Consider the following 18,231-nt stretch of genomic DNA (forward strand, 5'->3'; position numbering starts at 1 on the left):
TCGGATAAATTGATTCCCGTTTATGAATCAACCTTCCCGTGAACGGGTATGCCCATCGACTATTTCTCTGTGCTTTCATCCTTTTTCAGTTTGTCGGCGAATTTGCTGCGGAATTTTTCCAGTTTGGGGCGAATGACGTACTGGCAGTACTGGTTGCCGGGATTCAGTTTGAAATAGTCCTGGTGATAATCTTCGGCAGGATAAAATTTATCGAAGGCCGTGATCTCGGTGACGATCGGGTTTTTGAACTGGCCTGAGGCGTCGAGCTGTTTTTTGTAGGCGGTTGCTTCTGCTTTCTGCTTTTCATTGTGATAAAAGATTGCGGAGCGGTACTGCGTGCCGACGTCAGCGCCCTGACGATTCAAAGTGGTCGGGTCGTGTGTTTCCCAGAAGGCTTTCAGAATGTCAGTGAAGGGAATCACTTTGGGATCGAATGTGACCTGAATGACTTCGGCGTGGCCGGTGGTGCCGTTACAGACTGCTTTGTAGGTTGGGTTGGGAACCTTGCCGCCGGAATAACCGGAGACGGCCGACTTGACGCCTTTCAGTTCGCGGAAGACCGCTTCGGTGCACCAGAAACAGCCTGAGCCGAGAGTGACGACTTCGAGTCCCGTCTCTTCCTGGGCTGCGGGAGAGGACTTTGAGTCAGTCTGTTCCAGGAGGGCTGTTTGCTCTTGCTGGGGCTGTTCGTCGGCGACAGCCACGGGGCGGTCTTCCGGTGTGAGCGATTTCTCACAGCCGCTCATCAGGGTGAGCAGAGTGGTGAGTGAAAAGCCAACGAGAACCAGCAGCGGTAATTGAGAGAACGTCATAACACCCTTTTCCCAAATCAGATCCATCAGAAAATCAAAACCAGTCAGCATTAATAACAACTGGTTTTATTTTAGACAATCGGAGTGATCAGGGACAGGGGGAATCTGTCTTGAACGCGCCCTGACTTCATTTCCCGTTAAACAGGAACCGTAGCGGTTTGAATTTGAGGATCAGAAAATGGTGGATGGCCAGTGTGAGGGAGATTGTGGCGATTTCGACGGCCAGAAATTTATAACCTATGGCGATACTGACATTCAGCAGGAGATAGCCAAACACAATCACACAGATATGGTGAAACAGATAGATCGAATACGAGGCATCGGAAAGATAGCGGAAGAATTGGGAATTCCGGTTCATGAATCGATAAAACAGGACATAACAGATGTGACTGGAGAGAGCACAGGTCAGGCTGAGGGAATAAATGCGTAATACACTCTCCGGGTTCAAGCCGTGAGCATTTGACTCGATGTATTGTACCATGAGCGAGAGTGCCAGCGCGTACCATTCCCAGCGGGCGATCGAATGAAAGGCCTGTTGTAATTTCTGATCTCGATAAAGCCAGAGCCCGACGAGGAAGTAGGGAAGAAAGACGACGAAATCTTCTACGTTGAACAGTCCGAAAAAATGTGATCCGTGCGAGAGTTCCGGATCCAGTTTGTCGATGATGCTCCAGGCGAGATCAGCAAACGGGAGCAATAACAGAAAGTAGCAGTTTTTTCGGAAGGGAGCGAGCACGCGATTGAGTCTGCCGGAATCTGTCACTCGGCTGGACAATGCATAGAGCGCGATACCGACGGCGAAGAACTGAAGCAGTGTGAGCAGGAACCAGAGATGCGAGACCCAGGCGCCGGAGATCCATTTTTGTGGGAGTTCGTAAACCACAAAGTGCACGAACGACATTGACTGTTGTTGAATGACGGTGGTTCTGAAATAGAGTTCCAGTGTGTTGATGAACAGAGCCGTCGCACATAACGGGACCAGGATGCGCGTCAGGCGGATTTTGGCAAATGTGCCGATACCATACTTCTTGAGACTCATCATCGAGAAGAAGCCGGCGATGATAAAGAAGGTGGGCATCCGAAAAGCGTGGATAATGGAGCCGAGCACGTTAAAAAATTCGGACTTGTGCGAATCGGAAACAATCCAGTGGTCGCCGGCGGAGTAGATCAGTGCGCCGTGCAAGACGACTCCCAGCATCATCAGGATGGAGCGCAGGGAGTCCATATAATAAAAACGGGTAGTGCCAGTGCCATCTGGCTGTGTCTCCAAACGTAAAACGGGTGCTTTCGGAGTTGCTAAAGCACTAGGGGGATTCATCGTGAGTATGCCTGAAAGTAGGATGGAGCCGCTATCTCAAATTAGTTCAATGTCGCACTGAAATCACCTCGCGACGATTATATATATCCGTTGGAGTTAATTCGGATCGGCGAAATCTGACAAGAATTCATGTTCGAGAGTAGTCGTGCTCATTCCGGAATTGATAATCATTAAAACCGGACAAATAGGCATTCTGGTCTTGTGAACTATGCCGTGATGTTGCGAAAAAGCAACATCAGCAGACTGATCCCAGAGCTGGCATAAGTTCTGGTTTCATTGAACATTCTAATAGTCTTTGGGCGTCCTAAATACTTGGCTGATCAGGTATTTTGATTATTTTGTGGTTTAGAGTGGCAATTTGTGATCTGCTGACTACAAATTAACATGTTGAAACCAATCAACAGTTTTTCGACTGCCCCAGTCGTTATCAGGATTGAGCCCCAGTCGTTATCAGGATTGAATTGAGAACCCCAGCCGGATGAATGTCGCCAGGAAAGAAAATCTTTGATGAACGCTGCTTATGATGCTATTTTGGTTGTCTCCTTTGGTGGACCAGAGGGCCCCGATGATGTGATCCCGTTTCTGGAAAATGTGCTGCGTGGAAAAAATGTACCGCGCGAACGGATGCTGGAAGTCGCTGAACACTATCAACAATTTGGAGGCGTGAGTCCGATCAATGCGCAGAATCGGGCGTTGATTGCCGCACTGGAGCTGGAACTGGCTGCACATGGTCCGCAGCTCCCCATTTATTGGGGCAACCGAAACTGGACTCCTTACCTGGCGGATACTCTGGAAGAAATGAAACAGGCAGGAGTCAAACGGGCGCTGGGATTTTTTACGTCTGCCTTCAGTTCCTATTCGGGCTGCCGCCAGTATCGGGAAGATATTCAACGGGCACAGGAGCAGGTGGGAGAAGGGGCACCTGTGGTTGATAAATTGCGTATGTTTTTCAATCACCCGGGCTTTATCGAAGCAACGGTCGAACGGACGGAAGAAGTCTTGCAGCAGATTCCCGAAGATCGACGTGACAAGGCAACGATCCTGTATTCCGCGCACAGTATTCCATTGGCGATGGCAGCGGGCTGTAAATATGAAGTTCAGTTAAAAGAAGCAGCACGGCTGGTTAGCGAGCGACTGGGAGGACATTCATCTCATCTGGTGTATCAGAGCCGAAGTGGTCCGCCACACCAGCCCTGGTTAGAGCCTGATATCTGTGACTTCATCAAAGAGCTGGGAGTGCAGGGGGGCATCGAAGATGTGGTGATTGTTCCGATCGGATTTGTATCGGACCATATGGAAGTGTTATTTGATCTGGATACGGAAGCGAAGGATGTCGGGAACGAATTGGGAATCAACGTGCTGCGCGCAAAAACGGTAGGCGTGCATCCGCGGTTCATCACGATGATTCGTGAATTGATCGAAGAACGTATCAGTGGAACAGACGAGCGACCTGCGCTGGGAGAGATGGGCGCCAGCCACGATGTCTGTCCGGTTGACTGCTGCCTGCGTGTCACTGAAGTCAAACGCTGAGAACCGGTTTAAAACCGATATGTTTTATATGGCGTCACGGCTCTTGTTAGAACGGCATCTGTACAAAATATTCAATAAAGATTCTCATGAAACGTTCGTTCCCCGTTGTCATTGCCCCTGCAGATGCGAAATACTAAGTATCAGTAAGTAATTGAAGCGCCCACCCTGCCTGTGTTTTTCCAAAAAACGTCCTGCCAGGCAGATTCACTTACCATCCCCACTATCCTTCCCGAGTTAAAAACAAAAAGTGACAGGAGTCGGTATGTCTACGTCTCGTAAGCGAGGTTTTACCCTGATTGAATTATTGGTTGTGATTGCCATTATCGCGATTTTGATTGCACTGTTGTTGCCCGCCGTCCAGCAGGCGCGAGAAGCGGCCCGGCGATCTACGTGTAAAAATAATTTAAAACAGATTGGAGTGGCGTTACATAATTATCTCGACACGCATCGCACGCTGCCTTATGGGCACATGGAAGTCCAGCCAGGGAACTATAGTTCTTCAGCGCCTTATTTAACGTATCATTGGCGTGATACCTGGGCACATCAGATCTTGCCGTTCGTCGATCAGGCACCCTTGTATCAGAAATATACCGAGGATCCTGCCACGCACGTGCATATCGTTTCCAACCCGGAAGTTTATAAAGCCATCGTTTCGGTTTATTTGTGTCCCTCCGATCCTTCGACACCGGGAAATGCCGATGCAGCGGGGCGCTCTCAAGGGAGCTACATAGGCTGTGCCGGGAATGAAGCGACGACGACCAGTAAAAATTTAAATGGTATCTTTTCAGAGAATTCGAAAGCCCAGATGCGTGATATGCGAGATGGTTCCTCGAATACGATTATGGTTTCCGAGATTGTGATTCGTGGTAATGCTGCGACAACGACGTATTGGGGCTGTCCCGGCTGTTATGGAATTGGCGGGGCGCATGGGGAGATGACGTTTTCAACACGGGAAGTGCCGAATACACCTGTGCCTGATCAGAACTACTCGTGCAAATCGACGACCTGGCCGAATGCACCTTGCGTTGTGAATACGAGCGTCAAATATAATTATGCGCGCAGTTACCATATTGGGGGCGTGCATGCACTGCTCGGCGATGGTGCCGTTCGCTTTATCTCATCCAATATCGACCGTCCTACCTTCCAGAATCTGGGGAATAAAAACGACGGTGAAGTACTGGGTGAATTCTAAGTCGTACGACGAAGTGAGTAAGTAAAAAACACCGAACGTCGCAAGGCGTTCGGTGTTTTTATTGATGTAGCGACATTCACAGCCAGGTTTAGCTGGTTTGTTTTGCATTTGGCTTGAGATGCCGCCACTTGGTCCGTTTCTGTCCCTGTTTTGGTTTGGCTTTGGCGGCAGATGAAGCGGAACGGCGTCGAGGTGGGCGTGCGCCTTTGGCACCCGCTCTTTGTCCCGGGGCACCTTTGCGGGTGCGGGGTTCCAAGTCAGCTTTGACGGGCCGCACGTCCGACTGACGATGTTCCGCTGAGACCGGTATTTTATGACCAATCAACTTTTCAATGGAACGCAGTTCATTCCGTTCGTTACCACTGCAGAACGAAATGGCAATGCCCTCAGCGCCGGCGCGTCCGGTTCGACCGATACGATGCACGTAGGATTCGGCTTCCACGGGAAGATCGAAGTTGATTACATGCGTGATGCCATCAATGTCGATTCCCCGGGCGGCGACGTCGGTCGCGACAAGCACCTGCACCTTTTTACTGCGGAATGCTTCTAAAGCCTGCTGCCGGGCGTTTTGAGATTTATTGCCGTGGATGGCGGTGGCTTTGAAGCCAGCCCGCATCAGCCGCTGGGCCAGCATGTTGGCCGTTCGTTTGGTTCGGATGAAAACCAGCGCCCGTTCGACGCCGTCGCTTCCCAGAATTTTCTGTAAGAGCGGTTGCTTTTTGTTGTATTCCACGTGCATCAGTTGTTGCTTGATCTTTTTCACACTGGTGGTCTTGGGCGTCACGTTGACACTGACCGGATTTTTCAGCAGGCTTTGCGCCAGTTCGGTAATCTTGGGTGCCAGTGTTGCTGAAAAGAACAATGACTGTCGTTTTGCCGGCAGTTGGCTGATGATCCGTTTGAGGTCGGGAAGAAAACCCATATCAAGCATGCGGTCGGCTTCGTCCAGGACGAATGTTTCCAGATGTTCGAGATTGATATGACCTTGGTTCATCAAATCGAGTAAACGTCCGGGGGTCGCGATCAGAACGTGGGCGCCTCGATTCAATGCCCGTACCTGGTTCCCCTGACTGACGCCACCATAAACGAGAACATGCCGCAATCGGAGATGCCGACCGTATGTCTCGAAGCTTTCGCCAATTTGAATCGCCAGTTCCCGCGTGGGCGCCAATACGAGTGCAAACGGACGATTCGGGGGCGCTTTGCGATTGTTTTTCCCCAGACGGTTAAGAATCGGCAGTGCCAGTGCGGCTGTTTTTCCGGTTCCGGTTTGAGCACAGCCGAGGATATCGTGTCCCTGGAGTGCGGCAGGAATGGTTTGTGCCTGAATGGGGGTTGGTGTTTTGTAGTTTTCTTCGGCCAATGCACGTTGGACTGGCGCAATTAATTCGATTTCTTGAAAAGTATTCAATGGTTTTCCTTGTCGGAGTGTTTCAAAGGTTGGGCTGTCAGCGTGTTGATTTCGGTGAATCAATGGAGAAGGAGTGCCTTCTTTGTGTCTGTCAGCCGCTGGTTGGTGTTTTTAATTTCGTGTGCGGGTGATCCACCACGGTGTGGTATTGGGCTCCGCCTGGTAGCAACAGCGCAGTATTTCAAGTCGTGCGCGAGCCGGTGAAACGTTCATCGGCTCTTCAGGGATTCACTCAGGCGTAGCAGGTTGGACCGGCATGACCAAAAGCAAACGTCGCTTCTGTGGGAACTCTGGATAAACAAGAAAATCACAGAATTCAGTGCGTCCACAACGACGCGGTGCTTTCGACAGCGGTTCACACAACCGATGACTGGTAAGCATAAGTGTGCAGCAAACAAGCCGCACAAGTAGAAAGGGTGACAAGAGGATCCAACTCTGCAAAAAGACCCTTTCTGGTCAGAAAACGGATTCTACTCTGAGGATCGCGCTACTCGCTTGGTTCCGACCATTTTGACGTGCCTTCTAAAAAGAATGGCCCACGTCTGAAGGAAAGTATACCCTTGCGAAGTACTTTTGCCAAGCCTGATTTCCTGGAAAGGCTTTGTATGGCTTGTTTTCAGGGTATTTCCCCCCTTTAAATACTGCCGCTTTTTTGAACGTGAGCCGGTGGCGATAATTCAGAGGTTTTAGAACTTTCTGTTTTCAGACCACTTTCAGCTACTGATTTGCTTCAGAAATCGAATCACGGTATCATATCAATGGATGTTTATGTTGGTTGGGTGGGGATTTCCATCCGAGACTTCTTATTTTCTTCCCAGGCGAAGGTCGAGGCATGTTGCGTTTGAATTCAGGACTGAATCGGCGTGAGTTATTGCAGGTGGGCAGTCTGTCTGCGTTGGGCGTGAACCTGTTGGACACGATGTCAGAATCAGCGGAAGCGTCCAAGCCAAAGCGTGAGGTGAATTGTATTCTGCTCTGGTTGCTGGGCGGACCGAGCCATATCGATATGTATGATATGAAGCCACTCGCTCCAGCAGAAATTCGTGGCGAATTGAATCCGATTTCCACGTGCGTGCCTGGGATGGAGTTGTGCGAGTTGATGCCGAACATGGCGGGTTGTGCGGACAAGTTCTCGTTGATTCGCTCGATGCACTCGTATTCTCCGACACACGGCCAGGGTGATTTTCATTTGATGAGCGGCAACCGGCTGACGCCAACGATTAACCCGCCGGGGTTTGGTGCGATGGTGACCTGGCAGCAGGAGCGTCGCGCACGTCAGACGCCGCCGTTCGTGCAGGTGGGCAAACTGGACAGCCCCCGATATGGCGACCCCGGTTTCGGCGGTTATCTGGGACGGACCTACGATCCGTTTGTGGTGACACCCGACCCGAACAGCAGCAGTTTTGCGGTGAAGGAATTCAGCCCGCCCGATTCGGTAAGCGTGGATCGCCTGACCGATCGAAAGTCGCTGCTGACGGCGTTGGATCAGTTTCAATCGCGACAAGAACAACAGCTCGAATTCGCGCGGACTCACGAACAGTTTCGAGAGCGGGCTCTGTCGATGATTACTTCCGAGCGGGCCAAAAATGCCTTTGATATTTCGCAGGAGTCCGAACAGGTACGTGATACATACGGTCGCAATCGTGTGGGGCAGGGCTTGCTACTGGCGCGGCGATTGGTGGAAGCCGGCGTGCGATTTGTCACCGTGAAAGGCTATGTGCGGTACGGTTGGGACCATCATCCGGAAGTCTTTCCCCGCTTAAGAACCGAAGTGCCGCCGTATGAGCAGGGTTACGCAGCGCTGTTGAATGACCTCGCACAGCGCGGGATGCTGGAGAATACAGTGGTGATTACCGCTGGTGAATTCGGGCGAACGCCGCGGTTGAATAATGACCCGCGTGCACCGGGACGAGATCACTGGAACCGTTGTTTCAGTCTGACGCTGGGTGGCGGGGGAATCAAAACGGGGCAAGTGATCGGTGCTACTGACAAGCATGCATCCGAAATCACGGATCGCCCCGTTTCCGTGCCTGATTTTGCGGCCACCGTTTATCATGCCCTGGGTTTGAATCCGAAGGCTGAGCTGCGCACGCTCGATGATCGCCCGATGCTGGCACTACCAGAAGGGGAAGTGATCTCGGAATTGATTTAGCGCAATCCGTTTTTTCACTACCACGAAAAGCACGAAGCGACACGAAAATGTAAAACCGACTCAAGTGCATCGTGCAAAACATCGAAACATTGAATATATCAGGGTTTGCGTACTTAAAGAATCATTTGTGGTCGCGAAAAAATCACTTGAATCGGGGGGGCAGTGGTTTCCAGAATTCCCGGATCGACCTGTTCAATTGCATTTGCTTTCAAAATCGATCTCCGCTATCATATCAACGTGTATTTATGTTGATTCAATGGTGCTCTGATTCATGGTGCCGAGGGAATAGATTCTATGCTGACGATTCTTGGTAAACCGACCGCGAAGCGCGGTCAATTTTGTGATGGTGTTTCCCGCCGCAGCTTCCTGAAAATCGGGGGCATGGCGTTAGGGGGAATTTCGTTACCAGGCACATTACGAGCTGAAAACGAAAGCCAGACCGGCAGCAATCACAAAGCGATCATCAATATCTACATGCCCGGCGGGCCGTCGCACATTGACCTGTGGGATCCCAAGCCGGAAGCGCCGACGGAAATTCGTGGCGAGTTCAACGCCATTCAAACCAACGTGCCCGGGATTCAGATCTGTGAACTGTTCCCGCGGATGGCGGCGATGATGGACAAGTTCGTTCCGGTGCGTTCGCTTTCCGATGCTGACGGCAGACACGATGCCTATCAGTGTATGACCGGGCGCAAATTCGGTAGTCGTCAGCCCCCTGGAGGCTGGCCGGCAGCAGGAGCCTTTGTTTCGAATCTGCAGGGCCCCGTCAACGCGGCGGTCCCCTCGAATGTGGCGCTGATGTATAAAACAGGGAACGGCACCTGGGGCCAACCCGGCACGGGCGGCTTCCTGGGCGTGCAGCATGCGCCGTTTAATCTGGTCGGTCGCAAAGCCCGCAGTTCACCAGAGAACATGGTTTTGCAGGGGATCACCCTCGAACGGTTGCGCGATCGGGTGAAGCTGCAGAAGGCCTTCGATACATTCCGTCGCGAAGCCGACACGTCGGGCTTAATGGAAAGTATGGACGTGTATTCGCAGCAGGCGATGAATATTTTAACCACGCCGCAACTGGCGGATGCGTTGGATCTATCGAAAGAAGATCCGCAGATTCTCGCTCGTTACGGCAAGAGCGACGAAACTTTCCAGCGGGATGGTGCGCCGCGGATGATTGAAAACTTCTGTCTGGCACGTCGTCTGGTCGAAGCGGGGGCGCGGTTTGTGTCACTCAACTATAGCCGCTGGGACTGGCATGGACCGGACGGCATGAACTTTCCCAAGTCGCGTGAAGAATTTCCGCTACTCGATCAGGGTTTGTCCGCACTGGTGACCGATCTGCATGAACGGGGGCTGGATAAAGATGTTTCCGTTGTGGTCTGGGGCGAATTCGGACGGACGCCGAAGATCAATCAGAATAACAGCCGCGACCATTGGCCGAAGGTTTCGTGTGCGATGCTCGCAGGCGGCGGAATGAACACAGGGCAGGTGATCGGCAAGACGAATCGCAAAGGAGAGTATGCGATTGACCGGCCAGTCAAGTTTCAGGAAGTCTTTGCGACGCTGTACCACCAGATCGGTCTGGACCTGAACGGCACCCGCATCTTCGACACCAGCGGCACGCCGCAGTATCTGGTGGATCAGGGAATTGAACCGTTGCGTGAGTTGATTTAAGCTAGTATTACTGGTGTGAACTCAAAGTAAGAAATAATGAGAGGGCAGGTTTTCGCATAAAAGAACCTGCTCTTTTTTATTCATACCTTGATCATCCTCTACTGTGGCTTACTTCGCCAGCATCTCTCCAAGATAAGCCGGGTAGTTTGCTTTAGCGGAACCTTTTGTCAGGCTGTCGCCGAAGCAAATGACTTTGGTCGTATCCAGTTTTTCGGAAGCCATTTTTTCGGCGACAAGCTTTGCCAGGAGCTGATAGCCGGCGGGCGTCAGGTGCACGCCGTCTTTGCTGCCGCTATTGGCGGGGTTGCGAAGGACGCTGGTTTTGTTGTTGTCGGCAATGTTGTGCTTGATCAGGTAGTCATGGAAATCGATCAGGGGGATCTTCCGTTTCTGGGAAATCTGCAGCAGAACGGAACGGACTTCTTGCATTCGCTCGTTGGGTGACTGGTCGGCATATTTTTTGGGATCATGGCGACTGAAGAGTAATTCCGGGATGCAGGGCGGGGGCGTCATCAGCAGGACCTTCGCGCCGCTTCCCTCTATTTTGTCAATCAGCGTGTTGACGTTTTTTTGGTAGTCTTTGATGTCGATAAAGCCGCCCGAGTTGAGGCGGTCGTTGGTGCCGACCATCAGTACGACCACACTTGGGACTTTCGAGAGCACATCCCGATTGAGACGTTTTAGCAGTTGCGAACTGCGATTCCCACCCACGCCGGCATTGATGACTTCTGCGGTACTTGTGTTTGCGGGGAGACAGAACAGACAAAAGGTGAAGTATAACAGGCAGTATTTGAACATTGTTTTTCTCACAACGGGATTGATGAAACTGTTAGCAACGGGGGACAGGTAATCTAGAGTGCATCATATTTTATCATAGCATGCCTCAATCTAATATACTTGGTCCAAATAGCCTTGGAGACGCTACAGTAAAACTGGACACAGTCTAGCTGTTGAAACACAGCGTTTCCTTTTTTCTACCACGAAAAACACGAAAGTCACGAAAATTATTGTGGGAGTATCTGATCCAGAGGGGGGAGTGATCTGTGGGATGAGATCGCAATCTTTGCTACTCACTTTTCTTTTGTTTGTGCGAGGAATTCCGGCACTCGCGCTCACAGAATGCGATTTCCACCAGGGCGATCAGAGCAAACGCTCCGCCAAGCCAGAAGAAGAGTTGATGATTTTCCTGCCAGAGATGTAGTACGAGCAGGCCGATGGTTGTCAGCATCAGGGTCATTCCCAACAGAATCAGCCAGAGGTTGCTGTTGGTGATTTTACGCAGTTTCAGATTGGCGACGGAGACGGCCAGCGAGATCAGTAAAAAGGTCATACTGGAAAAGAGCGTAATCGTTTCCAGGCTGCCGAGGAGTGTGAAGGCGCCGGAAATAATCGTGAGTGCGACGATGGCAATCCAGGGGACATCCGTGCGACTGCGAAATGAGAATCGATGAGGCATTCGTTTTTCAGTGGCCATCTCGGCCATCATGCGCGACGCACCAAAGGCGGTGGCGTTGATGGCGGATGAAGTGGCCAGCAATGCTGCCAGGTCGACCAGGATTCCTCCGGCAGTTCCTAAAGCCGGCTCGGCTGCAATCGCCAGTGTGTATTCTTTGGCAGCCCTGATTTCGATTGGCGTCAGGTTGCCGACCGCAACAACCGCCACGCCGAAATAGATCAGCGACGTGATCAGAATTGAACCGTAGATGCCACGCGGGATGTTCCGGTCTGCGTTTTCCGTTTCCATGACCGCGTTGGTGATCAACTGAAAGCCTTCGAAGGCCACAAAGATCATGGCACCCGCAATGAAGACCGATGACACGCCTTTCTCAAATACCGGGAAGAGATGGTCCTGTTTGATCGAAAAAATTCCCGCGACCGCGAACAGGCCCAGCAGAATGACTTTCGAGAAGACAATGATCACCTCGGTTTGTCCGCTGGATTTGACCCCCTGCAGATTGATCAACATAAAAAACAAGAGGACCGCGGCAGACAGCACCATGCGAACGGTGGGAGAGCCCGCACTACCCAGCAGGTGGGCGCCGTAGACACCGAATGTGTAGGCATACAGGGCGAGCGTGCCGATGTAGCCTACGATCACCGTCCAGCCTGCAATCCCGGCGATGTTCGGGTGTTTGGGAAACGCACGATCCAGATAGGTAAAGCTGGCGCCGTCACTATGGAAGCCGAGTGCCAGTTTGACATAAGAGTAACCGGCTCCCAGTGCGACAAAACTGCCGATCAGAAAAGCCAGTGGTGCGGCATGTCCAGAGATATTCACTGCCATCCCCAGAACCGAAAAAATACCGCCGCCGATCATACCGCCGATACCCATGGCCAGCAACTCTGCCAGGTTCAGTTTCTGATGGAGTTTGGATGCGATTGGAGTTTGCGTCTTGGGGTTAATGACTCTTCCTCCCGGGACTTCCTTGCACCTCGAAGTGTTATTGAACAGACCATTGTTGAGAGGCGGGTAACGGCATGCAGATCCATTTCATCATGACTGGTTGGGAGGCTGAAAACAAGCTGGTGCTACTTCCGTTTTTCTCCTGGCACGAAATTGATGAAGAGAAAAAAGGAGTGGTTGTCAAGCAGAGAGCGGCGTCTATAGTCCTCTGGAGGAGATTGGATTGATGTTTTTCAGGGAGACCCGAGATGTTTGGCTGGTTGCGTCGTAACCCTAAGAAGAAACTGGAACTTCAGTACGCTCAGAAACTGGAAGCGGCCCGCGATGCGCAGCGGAATGGGGATATCCAGAGTTTTGCCACACTTACTTCAGAGGCGGAGGAAATTTTAAAAGAACTCGACCGGCTGGCGGAAGCGGCGCAAGACGATTGCGGGCAGGCATAGAGGCCTGCCCTTGCAAATTCCCGTTTCTGTTCAGGCGATGATGTCGTGGACGACGTTGCCGTAGATGTTGGTCAGGCGGAAGTCGCGGCCGCCGAAGCGGTAGACGAGTTTCTTGTGATCCAGACCGAGCAGATGTAGCATGGTCGCATGCAGATCGTGCAGGTGGACTTCACCCGCGACGGTTTTATAACCGAGGTCATCCGTGGTGCCGTGCGTTAACCCCCCTTTGGTTCCGCCGCCGGCAAGCCAGGCGGTGTAACCGGAGGCGTTGTGGTCGCGTCCCAATGTTTCTTTGCCGGAGAGAACCTGGGTTTCGGGCTGGCGGCCAAATTCCCCGCTCCACAGGACGAGCGTTTCGTCAAGCAGCCCCCGTTGATTCAAATCGGCCAGCAGTGCGGCGATTGGTTTGTCGATCGTCTCGGCTTTGGATTTGAACTTGTCGAGACCGCTGTGATGGTCCCAGCCGGTGGAACTGACTTCAACAAAGCGGACTCCCGATTCACTCAGGCGACGGGCCAGCAGACATTGCCGCCCGAAATCGTCAGACGGGCCGCCGTTGATGCCGTACATGTCCAGCGTCGCTTTGCTCTCGCGGGTCAGATCCATCACCGCGGGCACGGCATCGCGCATCTGTTCGCTGAGGTCGAGTGAATCGATCACGCCGCGAACATCAGCGGTCTGTCCCAGTAATTGCTGGTTCATCTTTTGGGCGAGCGCCAGAGCCGTTTGTTCGGGATTCGCTCCCAGACCGTGATGCGATTTCAGATTGCTGATGGCGGCCGTCTTGATTGACTGCCCGGACCAGCCGAGTCGCGTGGCCTGGAACGTACTAGAGGGCATCTCAAAACCTTTTTAATAGTGTAAATAAACACCCAAGAATTACAAAGCTTTCGTAGAGGTAATCGTGATATTCCCAGCGCGTGACAATGCGACGATAGTTGTGGAGCCAGGCAATACTGCGTTCCACAATCCAACGTCGTTTGAAGCGTGGAAGCTTTCGACCATCTTGCGTCGGCGGTTTGACTCTCGATTTTCGATGCGGGCAGATCAGATCGATATTCTTTTCCATCAGCCGTTTGCGCAACGAGTCCGAATCGGCGGCTTTGTCATAAACAAGTCGCTCGGGTTGTCGATTTTGCAATGTGATTTTTTCAAGCAGCGGTTCGATCAGCTTGACTTCGCTACGACGGGCCGATTCTGTGTCGATCGCCACAGGTGTCCCGTGACGATCGACAAAAATCATGACCTTTGTGCCTTTGCCACGACGAGTCGGGCCAACTCTTCTACCCCTTTTTTTGCCGAGGCAAAAGTGCCATCAGCAAAGGTTTCCGAGAAATCAATCTGGCCAGCATCATCCATTCGTTCCAAGATGATTTGCCAGGCAGATAAGAGCCGCCCTTCGATCGTCCATTGCTGGAAACGTCGATGGCACGTCGCTTTTGAGGGATACTCTCTTGGTAAATCTTTCCATCGTGCTCCTGTCACCAAAATCCAGAGAATGCCTTCCAGGCAATCTCGTGGATGGGCTTTTGGACGTCCTCCCTTTTTGGAAGGGGGAGTCCAGGGAAACAGTTTTGCGACTAAAGACCATTGTTTATCGGTCAAAACGACCGGGCGTTCCGTCCTGGACGCTGTTTTTGTGGAAACCCGTTTTCGTTTGGGCCACCAGACCAGCGTCATATACATAAGAAATTCTCCTTTCAGGAGAACACTTCATGCAAAAGACGCGCCAAACCGTTCACTTTTTTTGACGTTATGAGACAACCTCTAGGAAGGAACGCACTTCCATAATTGGCCGGTCCCCCGAAGGTACGTGTCGGTTTGATCGTGAAGAAGCCGGGGAGATTCTGGTTTTCGGTTCCCAGTCCGTAAAGAACCCAGGCGCCGAAGGAAGGACGCTGAAATTTGAATTCGCCGGTGTGCAGCATGGGGATGGCGATGGGATGGGCGCGGCTGGGACCGGTCATCCCGTTGAGCATGCAGATCTGGTCGGTCTGTTTCGCGAGGTGCGGGAACGCTTCGGAGATCCACATGCCGCTTTCGCCGTGTTGAGCAAAGTCATACAGGGGCGCCAACAGTTTTCCCTTCTTGGCACCTTTCTTACCACCATTGGCTTTCAGTTCCGGTTTATAGTCGAACGACTCGAACTGCGAAGGGCCGCCATTAATAAACAGGAAGATCACCCGCTTCGCTTTGGGTGTGTAATGGGCGACTTTCGGAGAAAGCAGACCGGCGGCTTTCGCTTGCGGTGCGAGACCGGTCAGGGCCAGCCCACCCAGACCACCGGCGGCAGCCTTGAGCCATTGACGTCGTGATACTGTTGTTTCTGAGGTTGCATGTTTCATCGGAGGCGATCTCCTGTTTTGTGTATGTGTGAAAGACCTGCGGACAGGGTTGTGTGTTATTGGGCATCAACGAGAAAACGGAATTCGGCGGTCATATACAGTGTCTGGAACCAGGCGGCCCAGGCATCGACTTCGGCGGATTTCTTTTTCGGATCAGTAGACTGCCGGACCTGCTGAATCAGTTGCAGGGCGCCGGATTGTTCCTCTGCCGTCGGTGTTCGTGCCAGCGCCCACCGCATTGCCAGTTTTACTTTGGAGACATCGTCTTTGGCTTGTTGATCCGCCAGCAGACGCTGGGCCGCATGCCGGGATTGATCGGTGATGAACTGGGAATTCCGCAGGTAAAGTGCCTGCGCGGGAACGTTGGTGACCGCCCGGTTTCCACTCACCAGACTGGGCGAGGGGAAGTCGAACAGATCAAACAGTTCGGGAACGTAATCGCGAACCACCGGCAGATAGACGCTGCGATGATTGCTGGGGGGCTGCAGTTTTTCCATGGGAATGCTGCGGGCCAGCTTATCGCCCAGTGGGGTGACCGTAGATGTTGTGGGGCGGTTGAAATCGAGTTGTCCGCTGACGGTCAGGATGGCATCACGAATCGCTTCGGCTTCGAGGCGACGGGGTGAGGCACGCCAGAGCAGGCGATTATCGGGATCAATTTCCATGTTGGCGGGATCGGGGGTACTACTTAGTTGATAAGCGCGGCTGAGCATGATCGTGCGGATCATCTGTTTTGTCGACCAGTCTTCCTGCACGAATTGCAAGGCGAGAGCGTCGAGCAGTTCGGGGTGCGTGGGCTGTTTTCCGATCACGCCAAAATTATCGACAGAAGGAACCAGGCCGCGACCGAACAGGTGATGCCAGATCCGGTTGACCATCACGCGGGCAGTAATCGGGTTTTGTTCGCTGGTGATCCACTGGGCGAGTTCCAGGCGACCGCTGTGGTTGGCTGCGATTGGGGGAGTGTTTTCGATTTTGATCGCACTCAGAAAACCGCGGGGAACCACGTCTCCCTTTTCGCGGAAGTCGCCGCGGACGGCGATATACGTGTCGGCGGGTTTCTTGCGATCGCGGGCACTCATCGCGTAATGCGGTCGGGCAGGTGCGTTCTTTTTCAACTCAGCCACTTTTGTTTTTAACGTGGCGACTTCACTGGTCAGATTGGAAACAAGATCGTTGGCTTTGTTTAACTTCGCCTGTTTCTGATCGACATCGGCCTGCGAAGGTTGGTTGCCGGCATTTGGCTTTGCGGGATCGACGACGGTTGTCGCCACCAGTTGTTCATACTTTTTATGTTCGGCGGCGGCCAGTTTCAGTGCGTCTTTTGCTTTCTTGAGGGCGTCAGTTTGAGCCGTCAGTTGCTTTTCGGTTTCCTGCAGCTGTTTGTCATAAGCTTCCGCGGCGGCGTGTAGAGCCGGGGCATTTTTGCCGATGGGGAGCAGATCGGTGGGGGTGTTGCTGTACTTCTGCTTGATGGTGCCATACAGGGGCTCGGTGCTTAAAAAGATGCCGGCGAGGGAGTAGTAATCGGCTGTCGGAATCGGATCGAACTTGTGATCGTGGCAGCGGGCACAGGAGACGGTCAGCGCCATCGTCGCACGACAGACCGTGTTGATCTGATCGTCGACGATATCCATGCGGAATTCGGTTCCGCTCGAATTGTGCCGTTTGGGGCCGAAGGACAGCATGCTGGGGGCAATCTTGCGGGCTTCGATCGTCTCCGGAGATTCATTGGGTTGGGCCGGTATCAGGTCGCCAGCGATTTGTTCCTGCAGAAAAATGTTGTACGGTTTATCCTGGTTGAACGCATCGATGACATAGTTGCGGTAAGGCCAGGCGTGCGGATAGGTGAAGTTAAATTCCATGCCACTCGATTCGGCGAAGCGGATGACATCCAGCCAGTGCCGTCCCCAGCGTTCGCCGAAGCGGGGAGAAGCGAGCAGTTTGTCGACGAGCTTCGCGAGGGCGTCCGGCGATTTATCATTCAGAAACGCATCGACTTCGGCCGGTGTCGGGGGGAGGCCGACGAGATCAAAGTAGACGCGGCGGACCAGCGTGAGTCGATTGGCATCTTGAACCGGCTTCAATCCCTGCTGCTCCATGGCGGAGAGCACGAAGCCATCGATGACCGGATTGCGGGGCCAGTTGGTCTGTTTGACAGCAGGCGGTTTGACTGATTGGGGGGACACGAAAGCCCAGTGTTTTTGTGCGGCCTGGTAACGTTGTTCTTTGAGAGTGGGGCCGGTTTCTTTGCGGGAGTCGGGACAGCCGAGACGAATCCACTCTTCAAAGGCGGCGATGACGTCATCGGAGAGTTTCTGTTCGGGAGGCATGCCGGAAGCATCGCCTTCATGTTTGAGCATTTGAATCAGCGAACTATGTTCGAGATCGTGCGGCTTGAGCATCGGGCCGGTATCACCGCCCCGCATCATGCCGGCCGGAGAGTCGAGTTCGAGGCCCCCTTCCACACTTTCACCTTTGCGGGAATGGCATTCGTAGCAGTGCTTGACCAGAACCGGTTCAATCTTCGATTTGAACAGCTCAAGACCTTTGTCGTCTTTCTGGGCTTTGGGGGCAGCTTCTAAATGGGAGCTACCAGAAAGAACAATTGCCAATACCGAAACGAGACAGATCAGCATACGAGTCATCATCGTCGCCTTTCGTCATGTCTGTGGAAGGAATCAAGCGAACGACCGACATGGAAGCAGTTCACTAACGGGGGGGACTCTTATCTCTTTATTGAAAAGACCTGAAGTTGCAAAGGCTTTAAGTCTTTATGCTGCATATTATAGAACTATTAGATCCTTATGTCCATAATATCGGCTGGCGAGAAGCAAAAATTTTATTTTTGGGAAAAAGAATCACACGGATTTCAAAAATGAGAAGCTGTTTATGCCGCTTTTCAAGGGTTTATGACAAGAATATGGTTATTGCTACTGGACGGTGTTCACTGGTT

15 protein-coding genes are annotated in these 18,231 nt (G+C 52.5%); 5 read left to right on the plus strand and 10 right to left on the minus strand.

Translation table 11 applies throughout. From position 1 onward, the window contains the following. Window positions 1–59: 59 nt before the first annotated feature. Window positions 60–812: a peptide-methionine (S)-S-oxide reductase MsrA gene (msrA, locus tag Pan241w_RS07105; RefSeq protein WP_198000372.1), complete on the minus strand. Its 753-nt coding sequence runs from the start codon at window positions 810–812 to the stop codon at window positions 60–62. A gap of 127 nt (window positions 813–939) precedes the next feature. Further along, window positions 940–2,130, minus strand: a complete 1,191-nt coding sequence (locus Pan241w_RS07110) for an acyltransferase family protein (RefSeq protein ID WP_145212996.1) — start codon at window positions 2,128–2,130, stop codon at window positions 940–942. Window positions 2,131–2,637: 507 nt separating this feature from the next. On the opposite strand from Pan241w_RS07110, the gene Pan241w_RS07115 reads away from it, so the two are divergent. Both Pan241w_RS07115 and Pan241w_RS07120 read left to right on the plus strand, forming a co-directional pair. Further along, window positions 2,638–3,660, plus strand: coding sequence for a ferrochelatase (locus Pan241w_RS07115; protein WP_145212999.1), 1,023 nt, complete (start codon window positions 2,638–2,640; stop codon window positions 3,658–3,660). Between the two features lie 262 nt (window positions 3,661–3,922). Beyond that, complete coding sequence (locus Pan241w_RS07120) at window positions 3,923–4,852, plus strand: DUF1559 domain-containing protein (RefSeq protein ID WP_145213001.1); 930 nt, start codon at window positions 3,923–3,925, stop codon at window positions 4,850–4,852. A gap of 88 nt (window positions 4,853–4,940) precedes the next feature. On the opposite strand, the gene Pan241w_RS07125 is transcribed toward Pan241w_RS07120, so the two are convergent. Continuing rightward, window positions 4,941–6,263, minus strand: coding sequence for a DEAD/DEAH box helicase (locus tag Pan241w_RS07125; protein WP_145213004.1), 1,323 nt, complete (start codon window positions 6,261–6,263; stop codon window positions 4,941–4,943). A gap of 832 nt (window positions 6,264–7,095) precedes the next feature. On the opposite strand from Pan241w_RS07125, the gene Pan241w_RS07130 reads away from it, so the two are divergent. Then, on the plus strand, window positions 7,096–8,415 hold the full coding sequence (locus Pan241w_RS07130) for a DUF1501 domain-containing protein (RefSeq protein WP_145213007.1): 1,320 nt from the start codon (window positions 7,096–7,098) through the stop codon (window positions 8,413–8,415). Between the two features lie 294 nt (window positions 8,416–8,709). Next, the gene (locus Pan241w_RS07135) at window positions 8,710–10,083 is read left to right on the plus strand and encodes a DUF1501 domain-containing protein (protein ID WP_145213011.1); all 1,374 of its coding nucleotides are present in this window, start codon (window positions 8,710–8,712) and stop codon (window positions 10,081–10,083) included. Between the two features lie 108 nt (window positions 10,084–10,191). Here Pan241w_RS07135 and Pan241w_RS07140 read toward each other — a convergent pair whose 3' ends face one another. Beyond that, on the minus strand, window positions 10,192–10,881 hold the full coding sequence (locus tag Pan241w_RS07140) for an SGNH/GDSL hydrolase family protein (protein ID WP_145213014.1): 690 nt from the start codon (window positions 10,879–10,881) through the stop codon (window positions 10,192–10,194). A gap of 268 nt (window positions 10,882–11,149) precedes the next feature. Continuing rightward, entirely contained in the window at window positions 11,150–12,535 is a 1,386-nt protein-coding gene (locus tag Pan241w_RS07145; RefSeq protein WP_390621017.1) for an APC family permease, read from the minus strand. A gap of 200 nt (window positions 12,536–12,735) precedes the next feature. Between Pan241w_RS07145 and Pan241w_RS07150 the strand changes: the two genes are divergently transcribed. After that, on the plus strand, window positions 12,736–12,930 hold the full coding sequence (locus tag Pan241w_RS07150) for a DUF6435 family protein (RefSeq protein WP_145213022.1): 195 nt from the start codon (window positions 12,736–12,738) through the stop codon (window positions 12,928–12,930). A gap of 30 nt (window positions 12,931–12,960) precedes the next feature. Here the strand turns inward: Pan241w_RS07150 and Pan241w_RS07155 are convergent, their stop codons facing one another. The 5 genes from Pan241w_RS07155 to Pan241w_RS07175 are packed head-to-tail and all read right to left on the minus strand — an operon-like array spanning window position 12,961 to window position 17,926. Continuing rightward, entirely contained in the window at window positions 12,961–13,770 is an 810-nt protein-coding gene (locus Pan241w_RS07155) for a DUF1501 domain-containing protein (RefSeq protein WP_145213025.1), read from the minus strand. 1 nt (window position 13,771) lies between these two features. Continuing rightward, the gene (locus tag Pan241w_RS07160; RefSeq protein ID WP_145209663.1) at window positions 13,772–14,173 is read right to left on the minus strand and encodes a transposase; all 402 of its coding nucleotides are present in this window, start codon (window positions 14,171–14,173) and stop codon (window positions 13,772–13,774) included. Beyond that, entirely contained in the window at window positions 14,170–14,616 is a 447-nt protein-coding gene (locus Pan241w_RS07165; RefSeq protein WP_145209666.1) for a transposase, read from the minus strand. Before Pan241w_RS07165 ends, Pan241w_RS07160 begins: the two co-directional genes overlap by 4 nt. A gap of 14 nt (window positions 14,617–14,630) precedes the next feature. Further along, window positions 14,631–15,275, minus strand: a complete 645-nt coding sequence (locus Pan241w_RS07170; protein WP_145213029.1) for a DUF1501 domain-containing protein — start codon at window positions 15,273–15,275, stop codon at window positions 14,631–14,633. 56 nt (window positions 15,276–15,331) lie between these two features. Then, entirely contained in the window at window positions 15,332–17,926 is a 2,595-nt protein-coding gene (locus Pan241w_RS07175) for a PSD1 and planctomycete cytochrome C domain-containing protein (protein ID WP_145213032.1), read from the minus strand. Window positions 17,927–18,231: the final 305 nt, after the last annotated feature.

It is taken from the genome of Gimesia alba (assembly GCF_007744675.1).
In the GTDB taxonomy this organism is placed as follows: domain Bacteria; phylum Planctomycetota; class Planctomycetia; order Planctomycetales; family Planctomycetaceae; genus Gimesia; species Gimesia alba.

Coding starts and splice junctions, on each gene's coding strand:
- msrA (WP_198000372.1), bottom strand. CDS start 812: ATGACGTTCTCTCAATTACCGCTGCTGGTTCTCGTTGGCTTTTCACTC.
- Pan241w_RS07110 (WP_145212996.1), bottom strand. CDS start 2,130: ATGAATCCCCCTAGTGCTTTAGCAACTCCGAAAGCACCCGTTTTACGT.
- Pan241w_RS07115 (WP_145212999.1), top strand. CDS start 2,638: ATGAACGCTGCTTATGATGCTATTTTGGTTGTCTCCTTTGGTGGACCA.
- Pan241w_RS07120 (WP_145213001.1), top strand. CDS start 3,923: ATGTCTACGTCTCGTAAGCGAGGTTTTACCCTGATTGAATTATTGGTT.
- Pan241w_RS07130 (WP_145213007.1), top strand. CDS start 7,096: ATGTTGCGTTTGAATTCAGGACTGAATCGGCGTGAGTTATTGCAGGTG.
- Pan241w_RS07135 (WP_145213011.1), top strand. CDS start 8,710: ATGCTGACGATTCTTGGTAAACCGACCGCGAAGCGCGGTCAATTTTGT.
- Pan241w_RS07140 (WP_145213014.1), bottom strand. CDS start 10,881: ATGTTCAAATACTGCCTGTTATACTTCACCTTTTGTCTGTTCTGTCTC.
- Pan241w_RS07150 (WP_145213022.1), top strand. CDS start 12,736: ATGTTTGGCTGGTTGCGTCGTAACCCTAAGAAGAAACTGGAACTTCAG.
- Pan241w_RS07155 (WP_145213025.1), bottom strand. CDS start 13,770: ATGCCCTCTAGTACGTTCCAGGCCACGCGACTCGGCTGGTCCGGGCAG.
- Pan241w_RS07160 (WP_145209663.1), bottom strand. CDS start 14,173: ATGATTTTTGTCGATCGTCACGGGACACCTGTGGCGATCGACACAGAA.
- Pan241w_RS07165 (WP_145209666.1), bottom strand. CDS start 14,616: ATGTATATGACGCTGGTCTGGTGGCCCAAACGAAAACGGGTTTCCACA.
- Pan241w_RS07170 (WP_145213029.1), bottom strand. CDS start 15,275: ATGAAACATGCAACCTCAGAAACAACAGTATCACGACGTCAATGGCTC.
- Pan241w_RS07175 (WP_145213032.1), bottom strand. CDS start 17,926: ATGATGACTCGTATGCTGATCTGTCTCGTTTCGGTATTGGCAATTGTT.